Source organism: Rhizobium sp. CB3090, assembly GCF_029714285.1.
Taxonomy (GTDB): Bacteria; Pseudomonadota; Alphaproteobacteria; order Rhizobiales; family Rhizobiaceae; genus Rhizobium.
Genome location: NZ_CP121662.1, coordinates 2,018,758 through 2,035,987 on the forward strand (window position 1 = coordinate 2,018,758; position 17,230 = coordinate 2,035,987).

The 17,230-nt window shown below is 56.0% G+C and carries 20 protein-coding genes; 4 read left to right on the plus strand and 16 right to left on the minus strand.

The genetic code is table 11. From position 1 onward, the window contains the following. Positions 1 to 236 precede the first annotated feature (236 nt). Entirely contained in the window at positions 237 to 1,493 is a 1,257-nt protein-coding gene (locus QA646_RS09760; protein ID WP_283055270.1) for an AGE family epimerase/isomerase, read from the plus strand. 42 nt (positions 1,494 to 1,535) lie between these two features. Here QA646_RS09760 and QA646_RS09765 read toward each other — a convergent pair whose 3' ends face one another. Continuing rightward, complete coding sequence (locus tag QA646_RS09765; protein ID WP_283055271.1) at positions 1,536 to 2,024, minus strand: heme-degrading domain-containing protein; 489 nt, start codon at positions 2,022 to 2,024, stop codon at positions 1,536 to 1,538. 204 nt (positions 2,025 to 2,228) lie between these two features. On the opposite strand from QA646_RS09765, the gene QA646_RS09770 reads away from it, so the two are divergent. The 3 genes from QA646_RS09770 (at position 2,229) to QA646_RS09780 (ending at position 4,138) form a co-directional block, all read left to right on the plus strand. Then, the gene (locus QA646_RS09770; RefSeq protein ID WP_283055272.1) at positions 2,229 to 3,200 is read left to right on the plus strand and encodes a polysaccharide lyase; all 972 of its coding nucleotides are present in this window, start codon (positions 2,229 to 2,231) and stop codon (positions 3,198 to 3,200) included. Positions 3,201 to 3,279: 79 nt separating this feature from the next. After that, positions 3,280 to 3,630, plus strand: a complete 351-nt coding sequence (locus QA646_RS09775) for a hypothetical protein (protein ID WP_283055273.1) — start codon at positions 3,280 to 3,282, stop codon at positions 3,628 to 3,630. 301 nt (positions 3,631 to 3,931) lie between these two features. After that, positions 3,932 to 4,138 carry a hypothetical protein gene (locus tag QA646_RS09780; RefSeq protein ID WP_283055274.1) on the plus strand — a complete coding sequence of 69 codons (207 nt, stop codon included), beginning with the start codon at positions 3,932 to 3,934 and terminating at the stop codon, positions 4,136 to 4,138. Positions 4,139 to 4,375: 237 nt separating this feature from the next. On the opposite strand, the gene QA646_RS09785 is transcribed toward QA646_RS09780, so the two are convergent. The 15 genes from QA646_RS09785 to QA646_RS09855 all read right to left on the minus strand — a co-directional run bounded on the left by QA646_RS09785 (position 4,376) and on the right by QA646_RS09855 (position 17,227). Further along, a complete protein-coding gene (locus tag QA646_RS09785) occupies positions 4,376 to 5,236 on the minus strand; it encodes a TIM barrel protein (RefSeq protein WP_283055275.1) in 861 nt (286 codons plus the stop codon). 68 nt (positions 5,237 to 5,304) lie between these two features. Beyond that, positions 5,305 to 6,228, minus strand: a complete 924-nt coding sequence (locus tag QA646_RS09790; protein WP_283055276.1) for an ArsR family transcriptional regulator — start codon at positions 6,226 to 6,228, stop codon at positions 5,305 to 5,307. A 135-nt stretch (positions 6,229 to 6,363) separates the two neighbouring features. Next, positions 6,364 to 7,188, minus strand: a complete 825-nt coding sequence (locus tag QA646_RS09795; RefSeq protein ID WP_283055277.1) for a carbohydrate ABC transporter permease — start codon at positions 7,186 to 7,188, stop codon at positions 6,364 to 6,366. Next, positions 7,188 to 8,069, minus strand: a complete 882-nt coding sequence (locus QA646_RS09800) for a sugar ABC transporter permease (RefSeq protein WP_283055278.1) — start codon at positions 8,067 to 8,069, stop codon at positions 7,188 to 7,190. The genes QA646_RS09795 and QA646_RS09800 overlap by 1 nt, the downstream gene beginning before the upstream one ends. 65 nt (positions 8,070 to 8,134) lie before the next feature. Continuing rightward, positions 8,135 to 9,403 carry an ABC transporter substrate-binding protein gene (locus QA646_RS09805; protein ID WP_283055279.1) on the minus strand — a complete coding sequence of 423 codons (1,269 nt, stop codon included), beginning with the start codon at positions 9,401 to 9,403 and terminating at the stop codon, positions 8,135 to 8,137. Between the two features lie 161 nt (positions 9,404 to 9,564). Next, a complete protein-coding gene (gene ugpC / locus QA646_RS09810) occupies positions 9,565 to 10,701 on the minus strand; it encodes a sn-glycerol-3-phosphate ABC transporter ATP-binding protein UgpC (protein ID WP_283055280.1) in 1,137 nt (378 codons plus the stop codon). Positions 10,702 to 10,775: 74 nt separating this feature from the next. Further along, positions 10,776 to 12,296, minus strand: coding sequence for an alpha-N-arabinofuranosidase (locus tag QA646_RS09815; protein WP_283055281.1), 1,521 nt, complete (start codon positions 12,294 to 12,296; stop codon positions 10,776 to 10,778). Between the two features lie 100 nt (positions 12,297 to 12,396). After that, positions 12,397 to 13,482 (minus strand): nitronate monooxygenase, encoded by a 1,086-nt coding sequence (locus tag QA646_RS09820; RefSeq protein ID WP_283055282.1) that lies wholly within the window; start codon positions 13,480 to 13,482, stop codon positions 12,397 to 12,399. A 294-nt stretch (positions 13,483 to 13,776) separates the two neighbouring features. Further along, entirely contained in the window at positions 13,777 to 14,106 is a 330-nt protein-coding gene (locus tag QA646_RS09825; protein WP_283055283.1) for a hypothetical protein, read from the minus strand. A 70-nt stretch (positions 14,107 to 14,176) separates the two neighbouring features. After that, positions 14,177 to 14,428, minus strand: coding sequence for a hypothetical protein (locus tag QA646_RS09830; protein ID WP_283055284.1), 252 nt, complete (start codon positions 14,426 to 14,428; stop codon positions 14,177 to 14,179). Between the two features lie 27 nt (positions 14,429 to 14,455). Continuing rightward, positions 14,456 to 14,773, minus strand: coding sequence for a cell wall anchor protein (locus QA646_RS09835; protein ID WP_283055285.1), 318 nt, complete (start codon positions 14,771 to 14,773; stop codon positions 14,456 to 14,458). Positions 14,774 to 14,834: 61 nt separating this feature from the next. Next, complete coding sequence (locus QA646_RS09840) at positions 14,835 to 15,467, minus strand: hypothetical protein (RefSeq protein WP_283055286.1); 633 nt, start codon at positions 15,465 to 15,467, stop codon at positions 14,835 to 14,837. Between the two features lie 250 nt (positions 15,468 to 15,717). Continuing rightward, positions 15,718 to 16,368, minus strand: a complete 651-nt coding sequence (locus tag QA646_RS09845; protein WP_283055287.1) for a DUF4376 domain-containing protein — start codon at positions 16,366 to 16,368, stop codon at positions 15,718 to 15,720. Between the two features lie 18 nt (positions 16,369 to 16,386). Further along, positions 16,387 to 16,806, minus strand: coding sequence for a hypothetical protein (locus tag QA646_RS09850; protein WP_283055288.1), 420 nt, complete (start codon positions 16,804 to 16,806; stop codon positions 16,387 to 16,389). Further along, positions 16,796 to 17,227: a hypothetical protein gene (locus tag QA646_RS09855; RefSeq protein WP_283055289.1), complete on the minus strand. Its 432-nt coding sequence runs from the start codon at positions 17,225 to 17,227 to the stop codon at positions 16,796 to 16,798. Before QA646_RS09855 ends, QA646_RS09850 begins: the two co-directional genes overlap by 11 nt. Between the last annotated feature and the right edge of the window lie 3 nt (positions 17,228 to 17,230).

Here is a 17,230-nt window from a genome sequence, read left to right on the forward strand (position 1 = left end):
CATTCAGATCACATAAAGATATCTTTATGTCAACATATCTATACCCTAGAGAGGCACGACGCAAGGATAGAGCTGTTCAGCTTGGCGCGTCTCCGAAAAATATCGATGCGATCGGCCTCTATCCTCTGCAGGCATGGACAACGCAGGGCAGCCGACACAGTTTCATTCCTTAAAGCCATGACAGCGCTTTCAGGCGGCGCTATACGCTTATGACAAAAGAATCTTGGGAGGCGAGCATGAGCATACAGCGTGAAACGGCGGCACTCGGTAATTGGAGCTCGCGGGCTTACCATCGCCGTTGGTTGCTTGATCAGGCAAGCGGGCTTTTCGATTTCTTCCAGTATCGCGCCATCAATCCCAAGGGGGGATTCTACGATATGGATGATGCCGGCAGGCCGCTCGATGCGGTCAATCCTGTCCGCGGCATTCATTCGACCGCACGCATGGTCCATTGCTTCTCGATCGGTTCGCTCCTCGGCCGTCCCGGCTCCGAGGATATCGTCGATCACGGCATGAACTATCTCTGGAAGCATCACCGCGACACCACCCATGGCGGTTATGTCTGGTCGCTCAACAATGACGGCCCCGTCGATGCCAGCAAGCAAGGCTATGGTCACGCCTTCGTGCTGCTTGCCGCCTCCTCGGCCAAGACCATAGGTCATCCGCTCGCCGATGGCATGCTCGCCGATGTTACCGAGATTCTGAACACGAAATTCTGGGAGGAAAAGCACGGCGCTATTGCCGAGGAATTCAACCAGGATTGGTCGCCGATCGATGGCGGCAGCTATCGCGGCCAGAATTCCAATATGCACCTGACCGAAGCGCTTATGGCCGCCTTCGAAGCGACCGGCGACACAGCGTACCTCGACAAAGCCGAGAGCATCGCCGATCTGGTCATACGCCGCTCAGCGGGTTCCGTCGGTTGGCGCGTCGCCGAACATTTTACCGCCGACTGGGCGCTCGATAAGGATTATCGCGGCAATGAAATGTTCCGCCCCTCGGGTACAACGCCCGGCCATTGGTTGGAATGGGCGCGCCTCGTCCTGCAACTCTGGTCCCTCAGCGGCAGGCAGCACGACTGGATGCCGGACGCAGCCAAAGGTCTGTTCTCCCAGTCGATGTCACTAGGCTGGGATAATGATAAGGGCGGTTTCTTCTATACACTCGATTGGGCTGACGTGCCGGCCAAACGCAACAAACTCTGGTGGCCGGCCTGCGAAGCCGCCGGTGCCGCCCACTATCTCAACGAACACATGCCGAGCGATTTCCACGAAGAGAGCTATCGTAAGATCTGGGGCACCATCGGCCGCTGTTTTATTGACCACAGGAACGGCGGCTGGCATGAGGAACTGACGGAAGACTTGGTTCCCGTCCATACGATTTTCCCGGGCAAGGGCGATATTTATCATGCTTTGCAGGCCTGCCTCATCCCCCTCTTTCCGGCAACGGGCAGCCTGACCAAGGTCATCGCCGAAGCTGGCGGGAAGATCTGAGATCGAGGGCGGTGTCCGCTAAACGTGACACCGCAATCACCTTTACGACAGGCTGAGATTGTGCAGTTCGTGGCCAAGGGTGAGCGCCAAAGCCTCGACGACAAGATTATGGTCTTCACGCTGCGGAAGTCCCGACACGGTGACAGCGCCGATGCAGCCCGTGCCATGGACGAAGATCGGAAAGCTGCCGCCGGATGCGGCATAGTCGGCGCTGGAAAGCCCGTTGTCCTCGATCCTCTTGCCCTGCTGTTCCAACCGCAGGGTACTCGCATAACTGCTGCGGAAATAGCGCAGCACCATATTGCGCTTGCGGCGGATCCAGTTGGAATTATCCGGAGTCGATCCGGGCAGCGCGATGTAGAAGACCGGCATGGAATGCAGCGTGATGTCGATCGCGACACCCAAATTGCGCTCGTTGGCGAGGTCGTGCAGCAACTTGCCGAGCACCCAGGCCGTCGAAAGATCGAAAGCATCGAAGCGCAGCGTCTCCTCCTGCAGCGCGATGCGGCTGAGGTCGTGTTCGATCGTCATGAAATCCTTCCTCCAAAATTGGCCGGCTTATCAAACGCGAACGAGATGATTTGTCTACCTATCTCTTCGGCATATCGAAATGGAGCTGCCGCTTTGTCCAAGCTGCCGGTGATCACTTACCTTATGTCGCCTCCTCTTGCCCACGGAAGACGAACAGGTCATTGATAGTGCTCCGAGATCATCGCGCCAAAGGAGCCTGTCGTCATGAACGCAAAATATGCACTGCCCGCCATCCTGGCCTGCACTTGCACCTGCGCCATGACCCCAGCTATGGCCGAGGACCCAGCTCAATTAGCTCTGCACGATGGTTTCGACGGCACCGATTTCGCCCCCTCGGGTCATCTTTACTATCGTGACAATTCAGAACAGAAAGCCGGTCGGATCGAATTTCAATCGGAAGTAAAGCGCACCGGCACCGGCGCGCTGAAGCTTAGTGTCAAGCCGCTCTGCGAAACGGGCAAGGCGAACTGCAGTGAACGGGCAGAGATCTGGGAGCGCACCAAATATCGCGTCCCTTATAATCAAGGCGTCTGGTATGGCTTCGCGGTCAAATTCGCCGACCCCATTCCTTCCGGTGATCATCGCTATCTCATTGCGCAGTGGAAGCGCGAGATCGGGCCGAAGGCGAAAGGGGATTTCAGCCCTTTCCTGGCGCTACGGCTGAACAACGGCAAGCTCTTCGCCACCGTCGAAACCAACTATGTCGCCCCGCCAACGACAGAGGTCAGCGACGCGATCAAGAAATGTGAGGACAGTCAGACGCCGGTCTGGTTCCGCTCGGACACCAATCAGATGCGAGCCCTTGTCGCAACCGACAGCAGTTGGGGTAAGGAGGATGGCAAGGAATTCACCGGCTGCACTGACGCCATCACCATCACCGACCACGGCAACAAATTGCCGACGCCGGATTCCGGCTGGATTGACTTTGCCATCTACAGCAAGCCTGGCCCCGACGGTACAGGCCATATCGAGATATTCGCCAACGAAAAATGGATTGTCACCGTAAAGGGACATATCGGCCATGCCGACAAGGGTTTAGGCAAAAATCAGTATTTCAAGTTTGGGCCCTACCGCGCCGCCGACACGACGGAGTGGACGCTCTATTACGACGATTTTCGCCGCTCACCCCGCTGTGCTGATGTCCTGTCGGATGCGAATCTGTGCCCAATGAAATGACCGATTTCCGCGGTTTCATCGTCGATGAAATCGGTGCGAAAAATCGGTTGCCACCAGTTCGGATTTTCGTAGGATCTGGGTGAACCTTTTTGCCTCTCATTGGTTATCTGCCTCAGCAGAGGAGACCACTGAAATGCTCACCACTCATCGCGATTGCAAACCTCATGTGGAGAAAAATGCCATTCCTTCGCTGGGCGAAATCGAAGGGCGCGTCGCAGTCCTCGAAGTCGTAGCCCAATCTGCGCTGACGCATGTCTTCTTTGAAGGTCATGTCGATGTCGACGCGACCTTGCTTTCTGAGATTCGCAGGGCCATGCATCGCAAATGCCGCGAATTGAAACTCGACGGCGAAGATACAGCCTCCGCACTGTCTTATGCAGAGGAATTGATCGAAGCAGCGGTCGAAGCATCGCACCCGGTTCATCAATGATGCCTTCGCGGCCGAGACTGATCCTGTTAATCATGGTGGCGCTCGCCCTTGCGTTGGGTGTCCTCCTCTTCGCTGTGCCGCATAACGGCAGGGATCAGATTGAAAATCCGGCGCCACATGCACCGGATCAGACGCCGCAATAGCCTCCTTCGAGCAAGCACCTGTGCCGATACGAAACTGTATCTGTATCATATCAGGCAGGCGTTAACGCCGGCGAGAGAAGCCGATTGCAAACTTTTGGAATCGAAGCAGTCTTACTCCGCCCCTGCTCAAGTTCGAGCTTCCAACCACGGTGTAGCGAATGTCTATGATGGTCAACTCGCCCCTATATCCCGATGATGTCGATATCCTCGCCGGCGCCCTTTACGCCTGGTGTGCCGAACATCGCATCAAACTGCACAGCCAGGAAGGCTTGTCCGCGGCCAATGTCGCGATAGGCCTCTATGATGCTGGCTATCAAACCCAGGATCAACTGCTCGGTGCCCTGCACGATTACGAATTTCATTGAAATTGTAGTGGCCAGTTCAGCCCGCCGTTACCGCCTCATCGGTGGAAGCCAACCTCGCCGTGGATAAGTTGGAAGCGTGGGATTTCGGCTCGCGTAAAGCATGATTGCAGCCAACCAGAGCAGTTCCAGGAAAAGTGCGCAGCGGTTTTCCGTCCGGAATGCGTAAAAACAAAGGGATAGTGCGGGAAAGCGATTCCGTGAAACGCTTTCCCGCACTAGCCTCCGTGGCAATCATGGTCACGCCGCAGTGGCGGCTTTCCGCAACACGCCCACGATGCAATCCCGCTCCTCCAATATCCCCGACCATTCGTCCTTATAAAACGAAGAGTCGTAGATCAGCGTGAATGGACCTTTATAGCCGGCGGCATTGGAGAGTTCGACGCAACGAATGTAGTCCTCGGTATCGAGGCCGGTTTCCGAATAATGCGCTTTGGCATGGCAAAGTTCGGCGCGCCCCATGATCCCAGCGAGATCGCGGTATTTGCCGGCGCCGTTCCAATTGCCGAAATCCCCGTTGAGACCCAGCTTGCCATCGAGAGCATCAAGTACACGATTAACCTCGACCGGCCCTGGCAACAGTGAGAACCAGTTTTCGATGACAAGACGAATGTCGGTACTGGCAATTCGTTCGGCCAGCCAACGAAGATGGTCTTCCGCCCGGCTCAGTGCTTCGTCGGTCGGCTGCGCCTTACCGGCTATCACGCGCATATTTTGGGCGCCGAGCGCCATAGCGATTTCGATCCAGCTCGCCATCCACTCAGCGTCGCGCTCGGCCGTTTCGGGATCACTGAGATCGCCGTCTTCAACCAACAGCGTCTGCACCTTGACGCCTGCTCTATCGAAGGCATTTCGCAAGTCGGCAATGTAGTCGGGCGAGCGGCTCGGCAGGTGAAACGAGCAGATTTCCATGCGGAAGATGCCACGTTCGGCAAACTGTTTCGGCAGATCAATCAACTCTACCGAGCCTTCACCATAGGTCGGCTGGCGCGCCGGCGTGTCCGTGCCGCCGGGTTTGTAGGGATAGGTGCCGCCGAGTGCACGATGCAACGACCACGTGGAAACCGCAAAACGATCTGCCAAATCGGTCGTGAAAGCCATTGATATCTCCTCCTATTTATCCGCGACGGACATCCCGATCTGCGAAAGCCCGAGCTCTCGGCCGCAAATCAGAAATAGAGCGACATGACGATGTCCTGATCGAAATCGCCGAAACCCTTGCCGAAAATATTGAGACCGCCGGGATTGCCGGCCGTCTCGTCGATGCCGATGCGAAAGCGGATCGAATGATGATCATGCAGCCCGAGCGATGTGATCGTTTGCATCGAGACCATGGTACCATCGATCCAAGTGCCCTGGTCGTCGATGCTCCAAGTCTTCAGCTTGCCGTATTGCGAGCCGCTGAGCTTCCACCAGCTCGGCGAATAAAGCCCGCGCCGGTCGCCGAAGTCGCCGGGCGATGTCCAATGGCCGGCCTTTATGCCATTGACCCAGATCGAGATATCGGATGGCCAATTGGAATTGGTGGCCGGAGTCTCGGAACTGAGTTCGGCGGAGAATTCCACCTTTCGGATACGACGATCACTAACTTTGGCGTTGTTCGGAAACTTGTATTCGACATAACCGCGCGTGAACCAGAGCAGTGCTGCCTGCATGCGCTGCGGATCGAGGAATACGCCCGGCACATCGAGCATGCCGATGACATTGTGGACCGAGCACAGGCCGCAGGGCGGTCCAACTTCGAACTCCGTGAACAGGCCGATCGGCATGCTGACGGCGACAACGTCCTCGCGCAGGCTTGTAGAGCGATTTTCGAAGCGAATGAGGATTTCGCCGTAAACGCTGGAACAAATCTTCTGGTTGCCTTTGCTCGCTTTCATCGTGTGGGTTTCGATCAGCCCAGCCTTCTCCAGCGACTTGATGTTGATGGCGGCAGTCGATTGCGGCAGTTTCATATGCGCCGCAATGTCATTGACATTCAAAGGGCCTTTGAGACGGAGCAGATTGAGAATTTCGATACGCGTTGCCGACCCCAGGGCCTCGACGATCTCCGTATCCTTCATCGGATCGACTGTTAGAAGCTTGGTCTCCATATCGAACTGTCATATCTCCGCGTCACAGCAATCTTTGGCTCATATCACGCTCTTCGGTTGCTTTCCTTACTTTTTCAGGGTACCGGCCCGCGGTTCGGGAGAGATACCGCGGGCCGGTCGGGAAAACGCAGCCGCTCACCCCTTGATGCCCGAAGACAGCATCAAAGCCTGCGTCACCCGTTTCTGGAACAGGAGATAGGCGACGGCAACAGGCATAGCGGCAAGGATCGCCACGGCCATGTCCCGGGCATATTTGATGCCGAAGGCATCGTCGACCTGGGTGATGCCGACCGTAACCGTCATGGTATTTTCCGAATTCGATACCAGGAAGGGCCAAAGGAAGGCGTTCCACGCCATGATGTAGGTGATGATCGCCAGCGCCGTCGTGATTCCCCAATTCAGCGGCAGGTAAAGCCGGAAGAGAATCTGGAATTCGCCACAACCATCGAGCTTTGCCGCCTCGCGCAGCTCCTTGGGCACGGAATCGAAGAACTGTTTGTAGACGATGACGACAACCGGGACGATGAGTTGAGGCAGGACGATACCGCTTAGCGTATTGATCAGCCCCAGCTTCTGCATCAGCACGAATTGCGAGATGATCAGCGCCTGCGACGGCACCATGAAGCTTGCCAGAATGATGAAGTAGAGTACCCGCCGCCCGGCGAACACAATCTGCGAGAGCGCATAGGCGCACATCATGCTGATCAAAATGACGATTACCGTGACGCTGATCGATGTCACCAACGAATTCATGTACCAGGTCGGCAGATTGGTCTGGAACAGCGCGAAATAGTAGGAGGAGAAATCAAAAACGCGCGGAATGAAAGTCGTGCTGGCAATGACGTCCTGCTCCGGCTTCATCGAGGTTATGATCGCCCAGTAAATTGGAAAGGCCCAGAGACCGGCGATGAAAAGTGTCAAGATCAATAGCAGCGAATTGCCGATCGCGCGTCCTGGCATCAGCTCGCCCTCCTCACTCTTAAAAGCTGGTATTGCAACACCGACACGATGACGATGATCAGGAACAATATGACTGCGATCGCGGAAGCAGCGCCCCCATGGCTGAGGCGGAAGCCCTCACGATAGACGAGCAACAGCAGCACATAGGTGGAATTGAACGGCCCTCCCTCGGTGAGCAGATAGATCTGATCGAAGATTTTCAGTTGCAGGATGAGCTGCAACGTCAGCACAAGGGTCGTTACCGGCCAGATCAGAGGCCAAGTTATGCGGCGAAATGCTTGGGAACGAGATGCCCCGTCAAGGGCGGCCGCTTCATAATAGTCCTTGGGAATATTCTTGAGCGCGGCGATGAAAAGCAGCAGGTTGAAGCCATTCGTCCACCAGATGGTGACAAAAGCAACCATCGGCATCGCCCAGATGGGATCGCGGAAAACGCTGACCGGATGACCGGTGAAAAGTTGGATCACGTTTTGCGCGATGCCGAATTGCTGGTCCAGCACCCATTTCCAGATTGTCGTGACAACGGAGACCGGCAGAATATATGGAATGAAGAACAGCACAAGCACCAGGCTTTGCAAGCGGCCTTCCAACCGGACGACCATCAGCGCCAGTGCAAGCCCGATTAACGTATTGGGCACGGCGCTCAAAAGAACGAAATAGCCGGTGTTCCACATCGAAGTGTAAAACAGCTTCTGGCTGAAGAGTTTGACGTAATTGTCGAAGCCCAGCCACTGGCCGTCGCCGATCAGCGGAGCATTCGTGAAGCTCAGCGCAAACATCTTATAAACGGGATAGGCAAATACGATCAGGTAGACGATTACGAAAGGCGCCACCATCAGCACGGCGGTCAAGCCCTTCTTTCGTCCTTCGCTCGCGAACATGGCGTCTCCTCTTGCCGGCCGGACGCCGACCGGAATATCTCCGGTCGGCCTTACGCTCCGGGCCTCTATTGCTGGCTTTGCAGCTCTTCACGCATCTGATCGATAGCATCCTTCGGATCAAGCTGGCCGTTGATTGCCGGAATGATGAAGTTCTGGGCAGCCTCGTAGACCGGACCCGCGACACCGGCGAGCGGCGAGATCGGATCATAGACAGCGGTATCGGCGAGCTTCGAATAGACCGCATTCGGCTGCATATTCTTGAAGTCGGCGCTTTCGGTCACGGGCTTGTAAGCCGGGATGTGGCCGGCACTTGCCCACGAGATGCTGTTCTCGTTCATCCAGCGAATGACCTCGAGCACGGTCTTGACCTTTTCCTCGGAGATCGGCTTCACAGTGCTATTCGGTATCGCGAAGGAGTGGGAGTCGACCCAAGTCGCCTGCTTTCCCATCAGGTTCGGAATTTCGATCGCGCCCCAATGAAAGCCGAGCTGACCTTTCTTTTCCAGGTCGACCATCGTCGGCACTTCCCAGACACCGTTGATATGCATCGCCGCCTTGCCGGAGGTGAAGAGCGCAATCGACGCCTCATAGGAAATGAGCTGCGGGGAATAGCCGGTCTTGACCCAATTCGTTATCGTATCCAGCGCCTTCAAGCTGGCATCGCCCGGCATAATGTCCTTGCCGTCCATGAACTTCGCACCCTGCTGTGCGACGAGCGTGTAGAAGATGCGCCAGATGGAAGCGCCCTGATCGCTGTTGATCGATAACGGATATTGGACTTTGCCGAGCGCTTTGATCTTGCCCAGCAATGCATTGAAATTGTCGAGCCCATCCAATCCCTTCGGCAAACCGTCATCGCCTAGTAGGCCGGCCTGCTTCAGGATATCCTTGTTGTAGTAGAGAATGATCGAATGGACATCGAAGGGAATGCCGTAAGTCTTGCCGTCTGTGGTCGCTGAGTTCCAGGCGGCATCGACATAATTCTCCTTCTTGATTCCCGCTGCCGCAAGCTCATCGGCCGTAAACGGGCGAAGAATGCCGGTCGGCACCGCCAGCGGATAACGCGAGATATGGTAAGTCATGATATCGGGCTGCTGGCCTACAGCGGCGGCCGTCTGTACCTTGGTGTAAAAGGGCACGCCCCATTCCAGGGTCGTCGCATTGATCTTGATGTCAGGATGCGTATCATTGAATTTTTGGATCAACGCCTTCATACGCACGCCATCGCCACCACTCAGGAAATCCCACCAGGTAATTTCCGTCTGCGCGAAAGCCGTCGTTGCCGGCAGCAGGGTCAAAGCGGCCGCTATGGCCAATTTCAAAAGTCGTCTCATGTCTGTCTCCTCCACAGGGGCACGATTGCCATTGAACCCGACTCGCTCCACCGAGCCGGAAAATCCATCGGAAACGTTCGGCATCCTCTTGCCGGCCGTATTCCGCACTTCTAACTACCTGCTCACTCAACATTTTTTGATATGTATCAAAAAACACAATATCAACGAATGCGCTTACCGTTTTCGCTAAATACCAATAGCGTCTCAGGCGTCATCGTCAGTTCCACCGGCTCGCCTGGTCTTGGGCGGTGATCGCTGCGGCATTCAATCGTCAGTTCAGTGCCGGTGCGGGTCAGTGCATGCAGGTATGCGATACCGCCGAGTTCCTCGATGAACTCCGCCTTCACCTGCAGCGCGACTGACCGAACCTGGCCGTCCAGCACCAATTGCTCAGGCCGGACCCCAATGAAAACCTTGGCTCCGGTCTGCGGCAAAGCGCCCTTTAGAGGCAGGACGATCGGGATTTCGGGCTGATCATCAAGCGCGATGACCAGACGACCGTCAGCGTTGCCGACGACCTTGCCAGAGAGGAAATTCATCGCCGGCGAACCGATAAAACCGGCAACAAACATGTTGTCGGGATTGCGATAGAGATCGAGCGGCGCCCCAACCTGCTGCACCACGCCGGACTTCAGCACAACGATCTTGTCGGCGAGCGTCATCGCTTCGACTTGGTCGTGGGTGACATAGACCATGGTTGCACCGATCTGGCGATGCAGCCGGGCTATCTCCATCCGCATCTTCACGCGCAGTTCCGCATCAAGGTTCGACAGCGGCTCGTCGAATAGAAAAACCCGAGGTTGGCGGACAATGGCACGACCGATGGCAACGCGCTGCCGCTGGCCGCCGGAAAGCTGGCTGGGTTTGCTCTTCAGATAATCGGTGAGACGCAGGATCTCAGCAGCCGACTGCACCTTCTCGGCAATCTCAGCCTTAGGCCGGCCCGCCACCGACAGGCTGAACGCCATATTGTCGAAGACGGTCAGATGCGGATAAAGCGCATAGGATTGGAAGACCATGGCGACGCCGCGGGTGGAAGCTTCCTTATGCGTGACATCCCGCCCCTCGATCTCGATCCGCCCGCCTGATGTTTCCTCCAATCCGGCAATCATGCGCAACAAGGTCGATTTTCCACAGCCGGACGGACCGACGAAAACGGCAAACTCGCCCTGCTCTATTTTGATATCAACACCGTGAACGACCTTCAGCGCGCCGAAGGACTTGCTGACATCGGTCAACTGGATTCCTAAATTCTGGACTTTCGCATTCTGAAAATCGGCAGTCTGAATTCCTACCATGAGCCTGATCCTCCCGTGATCAACTCTACCTCTGGGCAGCGGTCTCTTCCGCCACTGCCCAGGGGACCAGCCTGTTAGGCCAATGCGACTGACAACAGGATGAAATGGTAAGATTTCGGCGGCAGCTTGCCTGCAAGAGCGCCCTCATCCGTGAGAACGAGACCGGAGCCGTCCTTCGGTACAACAGTGTGTTGTGCGTCGACCGTATTTCGGGCCCTGAGATCTTCGCCGACCATAACTGTGTGCTTCTCAACTTTAACGTTCTTGAAGCCTTGAAGCGCAACGGAAAGATCGAGCGACTGATCAACGCTGCGATTGACGGCAAAAATCGCAATGCTCTTGCTACCCTCATGCAGCACCGCCGATATGTCGAGGTAAGGCACATCCTGAGCGACCTCGCAATCATAGGTCGGACCGGATGTCGAGACGTTCAACGCCGTGCCACGTCCATACTTGGACGCAAGCTGCAACGGATAGTAGATAGTTTGACGCCAAGCCGAGCCATCGGCGCGCGTCAGAATTGGCGCGATGACATTCACAAGCTGAGCCATGCAGGCGATCTTGACGCGGTCGGAGCGGCGGATGAACACGTTAAGGAGCGAGGCGACGAATAATGCGTCCTCTAGATTATAGACCTCTTCAAGCAGCGCCGGCGCTTCCGGCCAGTTCCAACTGGCGATGCGCTCGCCATCCTCCTTGCGATCGTGATACCAGACATTCCATTCGTCGAAACAGATCTTCACATCACGCTTCGAGCGCTTCTTTGCCTTGATATAGTCGATGATACCGCCGACGGTGACGATGTAACGGTCGAGATCCATCGCCTTGGCGAAGTAGTTGAGCGTATCCTGTTCCTCATTGCCGAAATATTTATGCAACGAAATATAATCCACGCTCTCATAGGCCTGATCTAGAACGGTCGCCTCCCATTCAGGATAGCTCTTCATCTTGTCATTGGACGAACCGCAAGCCACCGTTTCGAGGGTCTTATCGAAATATTTGAATGCCTTGCTGACCTCGTTGGCTAGATGGCCATATTCAGCAGCACTTTTATGGCCGACCTGCCAGGGGCCATCCAACTCGTTGCCGAGGCACCAGATGCGGACGTTGTGCGGGTCCTTGTAGCCATGCTTGGCGCGTAGATCGCTCCAATAAGTGCCGCTCGGATGATTGCAATATTCGAGGAAATTGCGGGCGTCATCGAGGCCGCGCGAACCGAGGTTCATGGCAAGCATCATCTCGGTCTTGGCAAGCTTCGCCCAATCGGCGAATTCGTTGACGCCGACCTGATTGGTCTCCCGCGTCCGCCATGCAAGGTCGAGGCGCACTGGCCGCTCATCACGCGGACCGATACCGTCCTCCCAGCGATAGGCCGAAACGAAATTGCCGCCGGGATAGCGGACGATCGGCATATCGAGATCGCGGACATACTCCAGAACATCCTGGCGAAACCCGTTCTTGTCGGCCGTTTCGTGCCCCGGTTCATAAATTCCGGTATAAACCGCCCGACCCATATGCTCCAAGAACGAGCCGAAGACCCGCTTATCGACGTTGGAAACGGTAAAATCCTTGTTGATGATGGCTTCAGCTTTCATCGTGTTCCCTCGCTCATTGCTGTTGGTTGCGGGCGAGGTTATGATGAAAGATTTTTTTATTCAAGTTTTTTGTTTTATATCGTGATTTTTGATTTATAAATCAGCTCCTCGCCAGCCGTGTCATAAGCGCGATTGCGTCCTTCGCCAAAAGAGCGGTCAGCTCAGCCGACGGGAGCGGTTGCGCCAGTTTGGCAGCCTGGCCGGACCAGAGATTGGTGAAATCGCCGGAACCGGCCGCTTCGGCCTTGGCGCGCAAAGGCGCTAAGGCACCGCCGGCCGTGGGAAATGCCGGCGCAAAACGAGAGAGCGGCCCCACTTCGCGCATAATGCGATTCATCACGCCCCTCGCAGCCCGGCCGGTGAAAACATTGGTCAAAGCGGTATTGTCATCGCCGGCGTGTTCCAGAGCGGCACGATGAACCAAAGGAATTTTCGCCTCAGGTGTAAACAGATAGCTCGTGCCGATCTGCGCTGCGGAAGCGCCAAGTGCGAAAGCGGCCGCAATTCCACGCCCGTCTGCAATTCCACCAGCGGCAATAACGGGGACTGTGACAGCATCGGCAACCTGCGGCACCAGCGCCATCGTCCCGACCTGCGTCGCCATATCCTGCGTCAGGAAATTGCCGCGATGGCCGCCGGCCTCGAAGCCCATGGCGATGACAGCATGGACACCACGCTCAACAAGCCACCGCGCCTCTGCCACCGTGGTCGCCGAGGAGATGATCTTCGCTCCGGTTGCTCGCACCCTTTGGACCAAGTCCGCATCAGGCAGCCCAAAATGAAAGCTGACAACCTCGGGCCGATAAGTCTCTACAATTTCACAGAAGGAAATATCGAACGGCGCGCGGCCGCCAGCCGGCACCGGTGCGGCAGGATCAAGCCCCGCCTCGACATAATAGGGGGCAAGACGCGCCCGCCATGCCATGTGTCGAGCGGGATCGTCTTCAGGCATGGTGTGCGCAAAAAAATTCACATTGATCGGTTTTTTCGTCGCCGCTCGTATCATATCCAGAGCCGTTCGGAGTTGCTCGGCATTGTACTGCGCACTCGGCAGGGATCCGAGCCCACCAGCCTCGCTCACCGCAATCACCATCTCTGGTGTCGTCGCGCCTGCCATAGGCGCCTGGATGATGGGAATGTTGATGTCGAATAGATCAAGGATCCGGGTATCTGGCCATTGGCTCATCACAAGCACCTTTCATCTTCGGTGTCCGCCAGCCATCATTACCACCCAACGCGGGCGGCGATAATGATTAGTGCAGATGAACTCATTGCATTAGTCGGTGGACCCAAGATCTCATTCTGCAGACTGGATCAACCTGCCTCAGCAAACACTGCCGGGAAAGACTACAAAAAACGCAAACAAAAAAGGCCCTCTCTTGTTAGGGAGAGGGAGATAAGGAAATAGCCGGTACACAGCAAAATCGTCTCATTCACCAGAGAGAATGAAATGCGATGATCCGGTATATGATGGTGGTGGTCAGGGCACAGCCCTTCCACCTCTTATCCATCGGGAAATCGAATCGAAAATCAGGTCGGCGATCCACATGGCACAGACGCCGACCACGAAGGCCGTCGCATTCATGGCAGCGGCGTCCTTTTGCGGCAGCGGCCAATTGAAAGCGCGCAAATAGTAAAGCGCAGGCTCTGTCAGATAAGCTGCCGCCAACGCCCCGCAAATAGGCGACGCAATAATTTCTCTGGTGGTATATCGACGACGGGATAAGCCGCGCAAAATGCCGCCGGAGAGACCGGCGATGACGACTCCGGCCTTGATGCCCAACGCATCGAGAAATTCGTTCACCGTCATGATTTATCTCTGCAAACTCTTGATCAGAATCTATCACCTCTCGCCAAGCAATATGGTCACGAGGGCGCTATCATTTAACGATAGGCGGCTGAGGCTTCACCAAACCGGAGAGTCCATCGCGGGTTATATTAATCACGATCTTGAGCACGCCGAGGGCCGCAACGACATAGGCCGTGTAGCTCGGGCCGATAAAGGATCGCGAACATTCCAGTGTGCCATCGCCCAACTGTGTGCAACCGGTCGCCAGGAGAATGGCGACCAACAGCGCCGACAGAATGATAAGTATGTTCAAAACATTATGCAGAGCATTGGTATTCAACATGATATTTCCTTTATCAAGTTGTGAAATTTACTGTGCCTGTTGGGCGGCATTGAGAGCGGAACTGATTGTCGCGTAGGCCTGCGCCACCTGTGCCACAACATCCGCGGCTGTTTCGCGCTCCGGATTGACGCAAAGGTTCTGGACGCCGACATAAACTGCGGCTTCTTTGTCAATTGCCGATTGTTTGACCGTACCAACAACGGCAATTGACAAGAAGGCGGCGTGTGCAGTTTCCAACGCTTGACAAGTCTTCGGGAGATTTTGCCGAATTGCGTTATCGATTAATGCCGTTTGACAGCCGGACAAAGCAAATCCGACCGCCGCCGCTAAGAGCGGAGTACGCATATGATAATCCTTTGCTAGAAAGAAATGGTCGTATTGAACCGCCGCAGTCTTGCGACGCCAACTACTGCGCCGCTTCGATTGCCGCGGTGAAGGACTTGGCAAAGTCCGCTATGTCTGCGGCTCGATCCGTGCTGTTGATGATCCTACGGGCACCTGTCCAGTCGGTAATCTTGGCGCCGAAGTAGTCGGCCAGTTTCTTGCCCGTAAACCGGCCATTGATCATGCCGTCGAACAAGATCTCGATGGCCTTGGCAGGATCGAGAGCCTTGTCGGGCTGCTCAGAAATACCGAACTTCACGTAATTGTCGTAACCGGTAATCTGTACCAGACCTCGCCCACGATAGCGCCATCCATCGCCACTTGCCTCATCGCCATTGCCCATGCGGCTCGCATATGCACGATTGGCGATACGTTGTGGCTGTCGGGCATAGATCGCCGCTTGCGTTGCCGTAAAATATTTCGGAAATGTCGCCTTAAGACCAGCGGCCGAGTAGTTGAGATTTTCCACGATGGCGCACATCGTATTATCTGTTTCATGATAGGTCGTCGCCAGCATGTAGGAGAGCCAGCGCACATCAAATGAGCCAGCCTCCCAGGCATCGAGGATGGCCTCCATGCCGTTCACTTGATTTTGCGACAGCCGTCCGCGGAACAGCGATGAGCGCAGCACCGCGAAGAATTTCGCACGATCCATGAATGATCCTTTGGCTAATGTTAAATTCGGCAGCAAAGCCTTGAAGATCGCAACGATCGTCTCGAATGCGGGCAATTCAGTCGGCAGGTTCTATTCCTGACCCAACTCCGGTTTCCGGTTTTGCCTCCAGTTGCGGCCCGCGCCTGTGCGGGCTGTTCAACGAGACTATCGACGCAAAATGTTCCACCTTACCTTGCAGAAACTCATTCTACTTCTTAAGGGAATTCACGAGGGCAGGCATCGAATCCCGTTACGCCGCAGTCGGCCAAGCGAAGGCGTCGACGTCAGCTGCGGTCTTGATCGTGCCCGCAGTGATGGCCTTAACAACCGCATCCTCAGCCGCAAAACTAGCCTGCACATGAGCGCCGACTGCATTGGCGACAGCCGTCACTTGCTCGGCCGTCAGATTGACGAAGCCATTCGCAGTCTTGAAATTTACGGTGACGGAGGGGTTGGCCTGCACATAAGCATAAGCACCGATGATGAGTGCCTGGCTCTGCCGATCGGTGGAAACCGTCATGCCGTCAAACACGATGCCGCCAGTCTCTACGGCATAACGTTTGGTCGCCGCATAAGCCTGCAAATCGACCGGTACTGGCTCGGGTGACCAGGCGGCAACGATAGATACCAAGCTCGGCGGCGCTTCTGGCCAATCGCCAGCGGCGTCGACCAACGTAATTTCTTGCTTGCTGAGCTGGTCGATGATCGCATCCTTATCAGACGCCGGCAGCTCGCTTGCAATCTTGGCAGCCAGCGCCAGCCAATAGTCTTTGACATTGTAGATTTGCTGTCTGCCGAGCCAGAAAGCGGCCGACGCCATCCAGCGATCAGCCTTGTTCTCTGCACGCGCCGACAACAGCGCCTCGATCATCGGTTCGTACATACTGTCTAGGCGATACATAGCGGTCTTTCCTTTCTGTCAGGTTTGGGCATAAGCGCGTACGTCCCGCCAATCGATGACGGCGGCGGCGCGAATTTCTGGAGCCGTGGCAGCTGCGGCAAGCGCGGCTTTTGCCGATCGGCGAAGGCTTTCGATCATCATCGCGGCGTTCGTCCAATGCTGATCTCGAGCGAGAATCTCGATCGCCTTTTCGAAGCGGCTAACGCCATCTTCAGCGGCTTCGGCAGTAATGTGGGGCGTTTCGCCGTCTGGTACGTTGACACCCTGTTGCCGGTCGGCGACGATCGACAGGGCTTCCTGACCCTTGAGCCGATAGACCGTATCTTGACCAGGCGCGAGGGTGATGAATAACCCTCGTGCGTCCGCGGCTTGCGCTTCGATATCTTTGGCTATCCGTTTCCTGAGCTGTTCAAGGTCGGCGCGACGATCAAACCGCATGAATTGTCACCTCGAAATCTCGATAGGCGGCCGGCGCCTGGAAAGAAAATTCGTGATCGCCGGGCACGTCGGTGACAAATTCGAAGATGTTGTCCTCGATGGCGACGATCGCGCCGTCGTGAATGACCGAAGTCCCGACCGGCAGGGCAAAGCGCACCGTGTCCACGCCGTCAGCGCTAACGGTGTACTCGGTGGCATCGAGGGCCGTGCCCTTGGCAGTGATGATACCGTCCAGGACATAGCAATGCGCGTCGATATCGCGACGGTATCGGTCGGCCGGCACTTCCACAGCCTTAAAACCCTCGCCATAGATGCCGGCATAGTGCGGCAGCAGGCTCAAGGCGCAATCGCCGCTTTGGCGGATCGCGCCGTCAGGGCCATAGACGATGTAGTGGATCGTTCTGTCTTCTAACGCGGTCACGGA

Bases quoted from the DNA above. Each gene is read 5' to 3' on its own strand.
- ugpC (WP_283055280.1), bottom strand. From the start codon at position 10,701: ATGGTAGGAATTCAGACTGCCGATTTTCAGAATGCGAAAGTCCAGAAT.
- QA646_RS09840 (WP_283055286.1), bottom strand. From the start codon at position 15,467: ATGGATCGTGCGAAATTCTTCGCGGTGCTGCGCTCATCGCTGTTCCGC.
- QA646_RS09830 (WP_283055284.1), bottom strand. From the start codon at position 14,428: ATGTTGAATACCAATGCTCTGCATAATGTTTTGAACATACTTATCATT.
- QA646_RS09790 (WP_283055276.1), bottom strand. From the start codon at position 6,228: ATGGAGACCAAGCTTCTAACAGTCGATCCGATGAAGGATACGGAGATC.
- QA646_RS09765 (WP_283055271.1), bottom strand. From the start codon at position 2,024: ATGACGATCGAACACGACCTCAGCCGCATCGCGCTGCAGGAGGAGACG.
- QA646_RS09770 (WP_283055272.1), top strand. From the start codon at position 2,229: ATGAACGCAAAATATGCACTGCCCGCCATCCTGGCCTGCACTTGCACC.
- QA646_RS09815 (WP_283055281.1), bottom strand. From the start codon at position 12,296: ATGAAAGCTGAAGCCATCATCAACAAGGATTTTACCGTTTCCAACGTC.
- QA646_RS09805 (WP_283055279.1), bottom strand. From the start codon at position 9,403: ATGAGACGACTTTTGAAATTGGCCATAGCGGCCGCTTTGACCCTGCTG.
- QA646_RS09800 (WP_283055278.1), bottom strand. From the start codon at position 8,069: ATGTTCGCGAGCGAAGGACGAAAGAAGGGCTTGACCGCCGTGCTGATG.
- QA646_RS09820 (WP_283055282.1), bottom strand. From the start codon at position 13,482: ATGAGCCAATGGCCAGATACCCGGATCCTTGATCTATTCGACATCAAC.
- QA646_RS09825 (WP_283055283.1), bottom strand. From the start codon at position 14,106: ATGACGGTGAACGAATTTCTCGATGCGTTGGGCATCAAGGCCGGAGTC.
- QA646_RS09850 (WP_283055288.1), bottom strand. From the start codon at position 16,806: ATGCGGTTTGATCGTCGCGCCGACCTTGAACAGCTCAGGAAACGGATA.
- QA646_RS09795 (WP_283055277.1), bottom strand. From the start codon at position 7,188: ATGCCAGGACGCGCGATCGGCAATTCGCTGCTATTGATCTTGACACTT.
- QA646_RS09835 (WP_283055285.1), bottom strand. From the start codon at position 14,773: ATGCGTACTCCGCTCTTAGCGGCGGCGGTCGGATTTGCTTTGTCCGGC.
- QA646_RS09760 (WP_283055270.1), top strand. From the start codon at position 237: ATGAGCATACAGCGTGAAACGGCGGCACTCGGTAATTGGAGCTCGCGG.
- QA646_RS09780 (WP_283055274.1), top strand. From the start codon at position 3,932: ATGTCTATGATGGTCAACTCGCCCCTATATCCCGATGATGTCGATATC.
- QA646_RS09845 (WP_283055287.1), bottom strand. From the start codon at position 16,368: ATGTATCGCCTAGACAGTATGTACGAACCGATGATCGAGGCGCTGTTG.
- QA646_RS09785 (WP_283055275.1), bottom strand. From the start codon at position 5,236: ATGGCTTTCACGACCGATTTGGCAGATCGTTTTGCGGTTTCCACGTGG.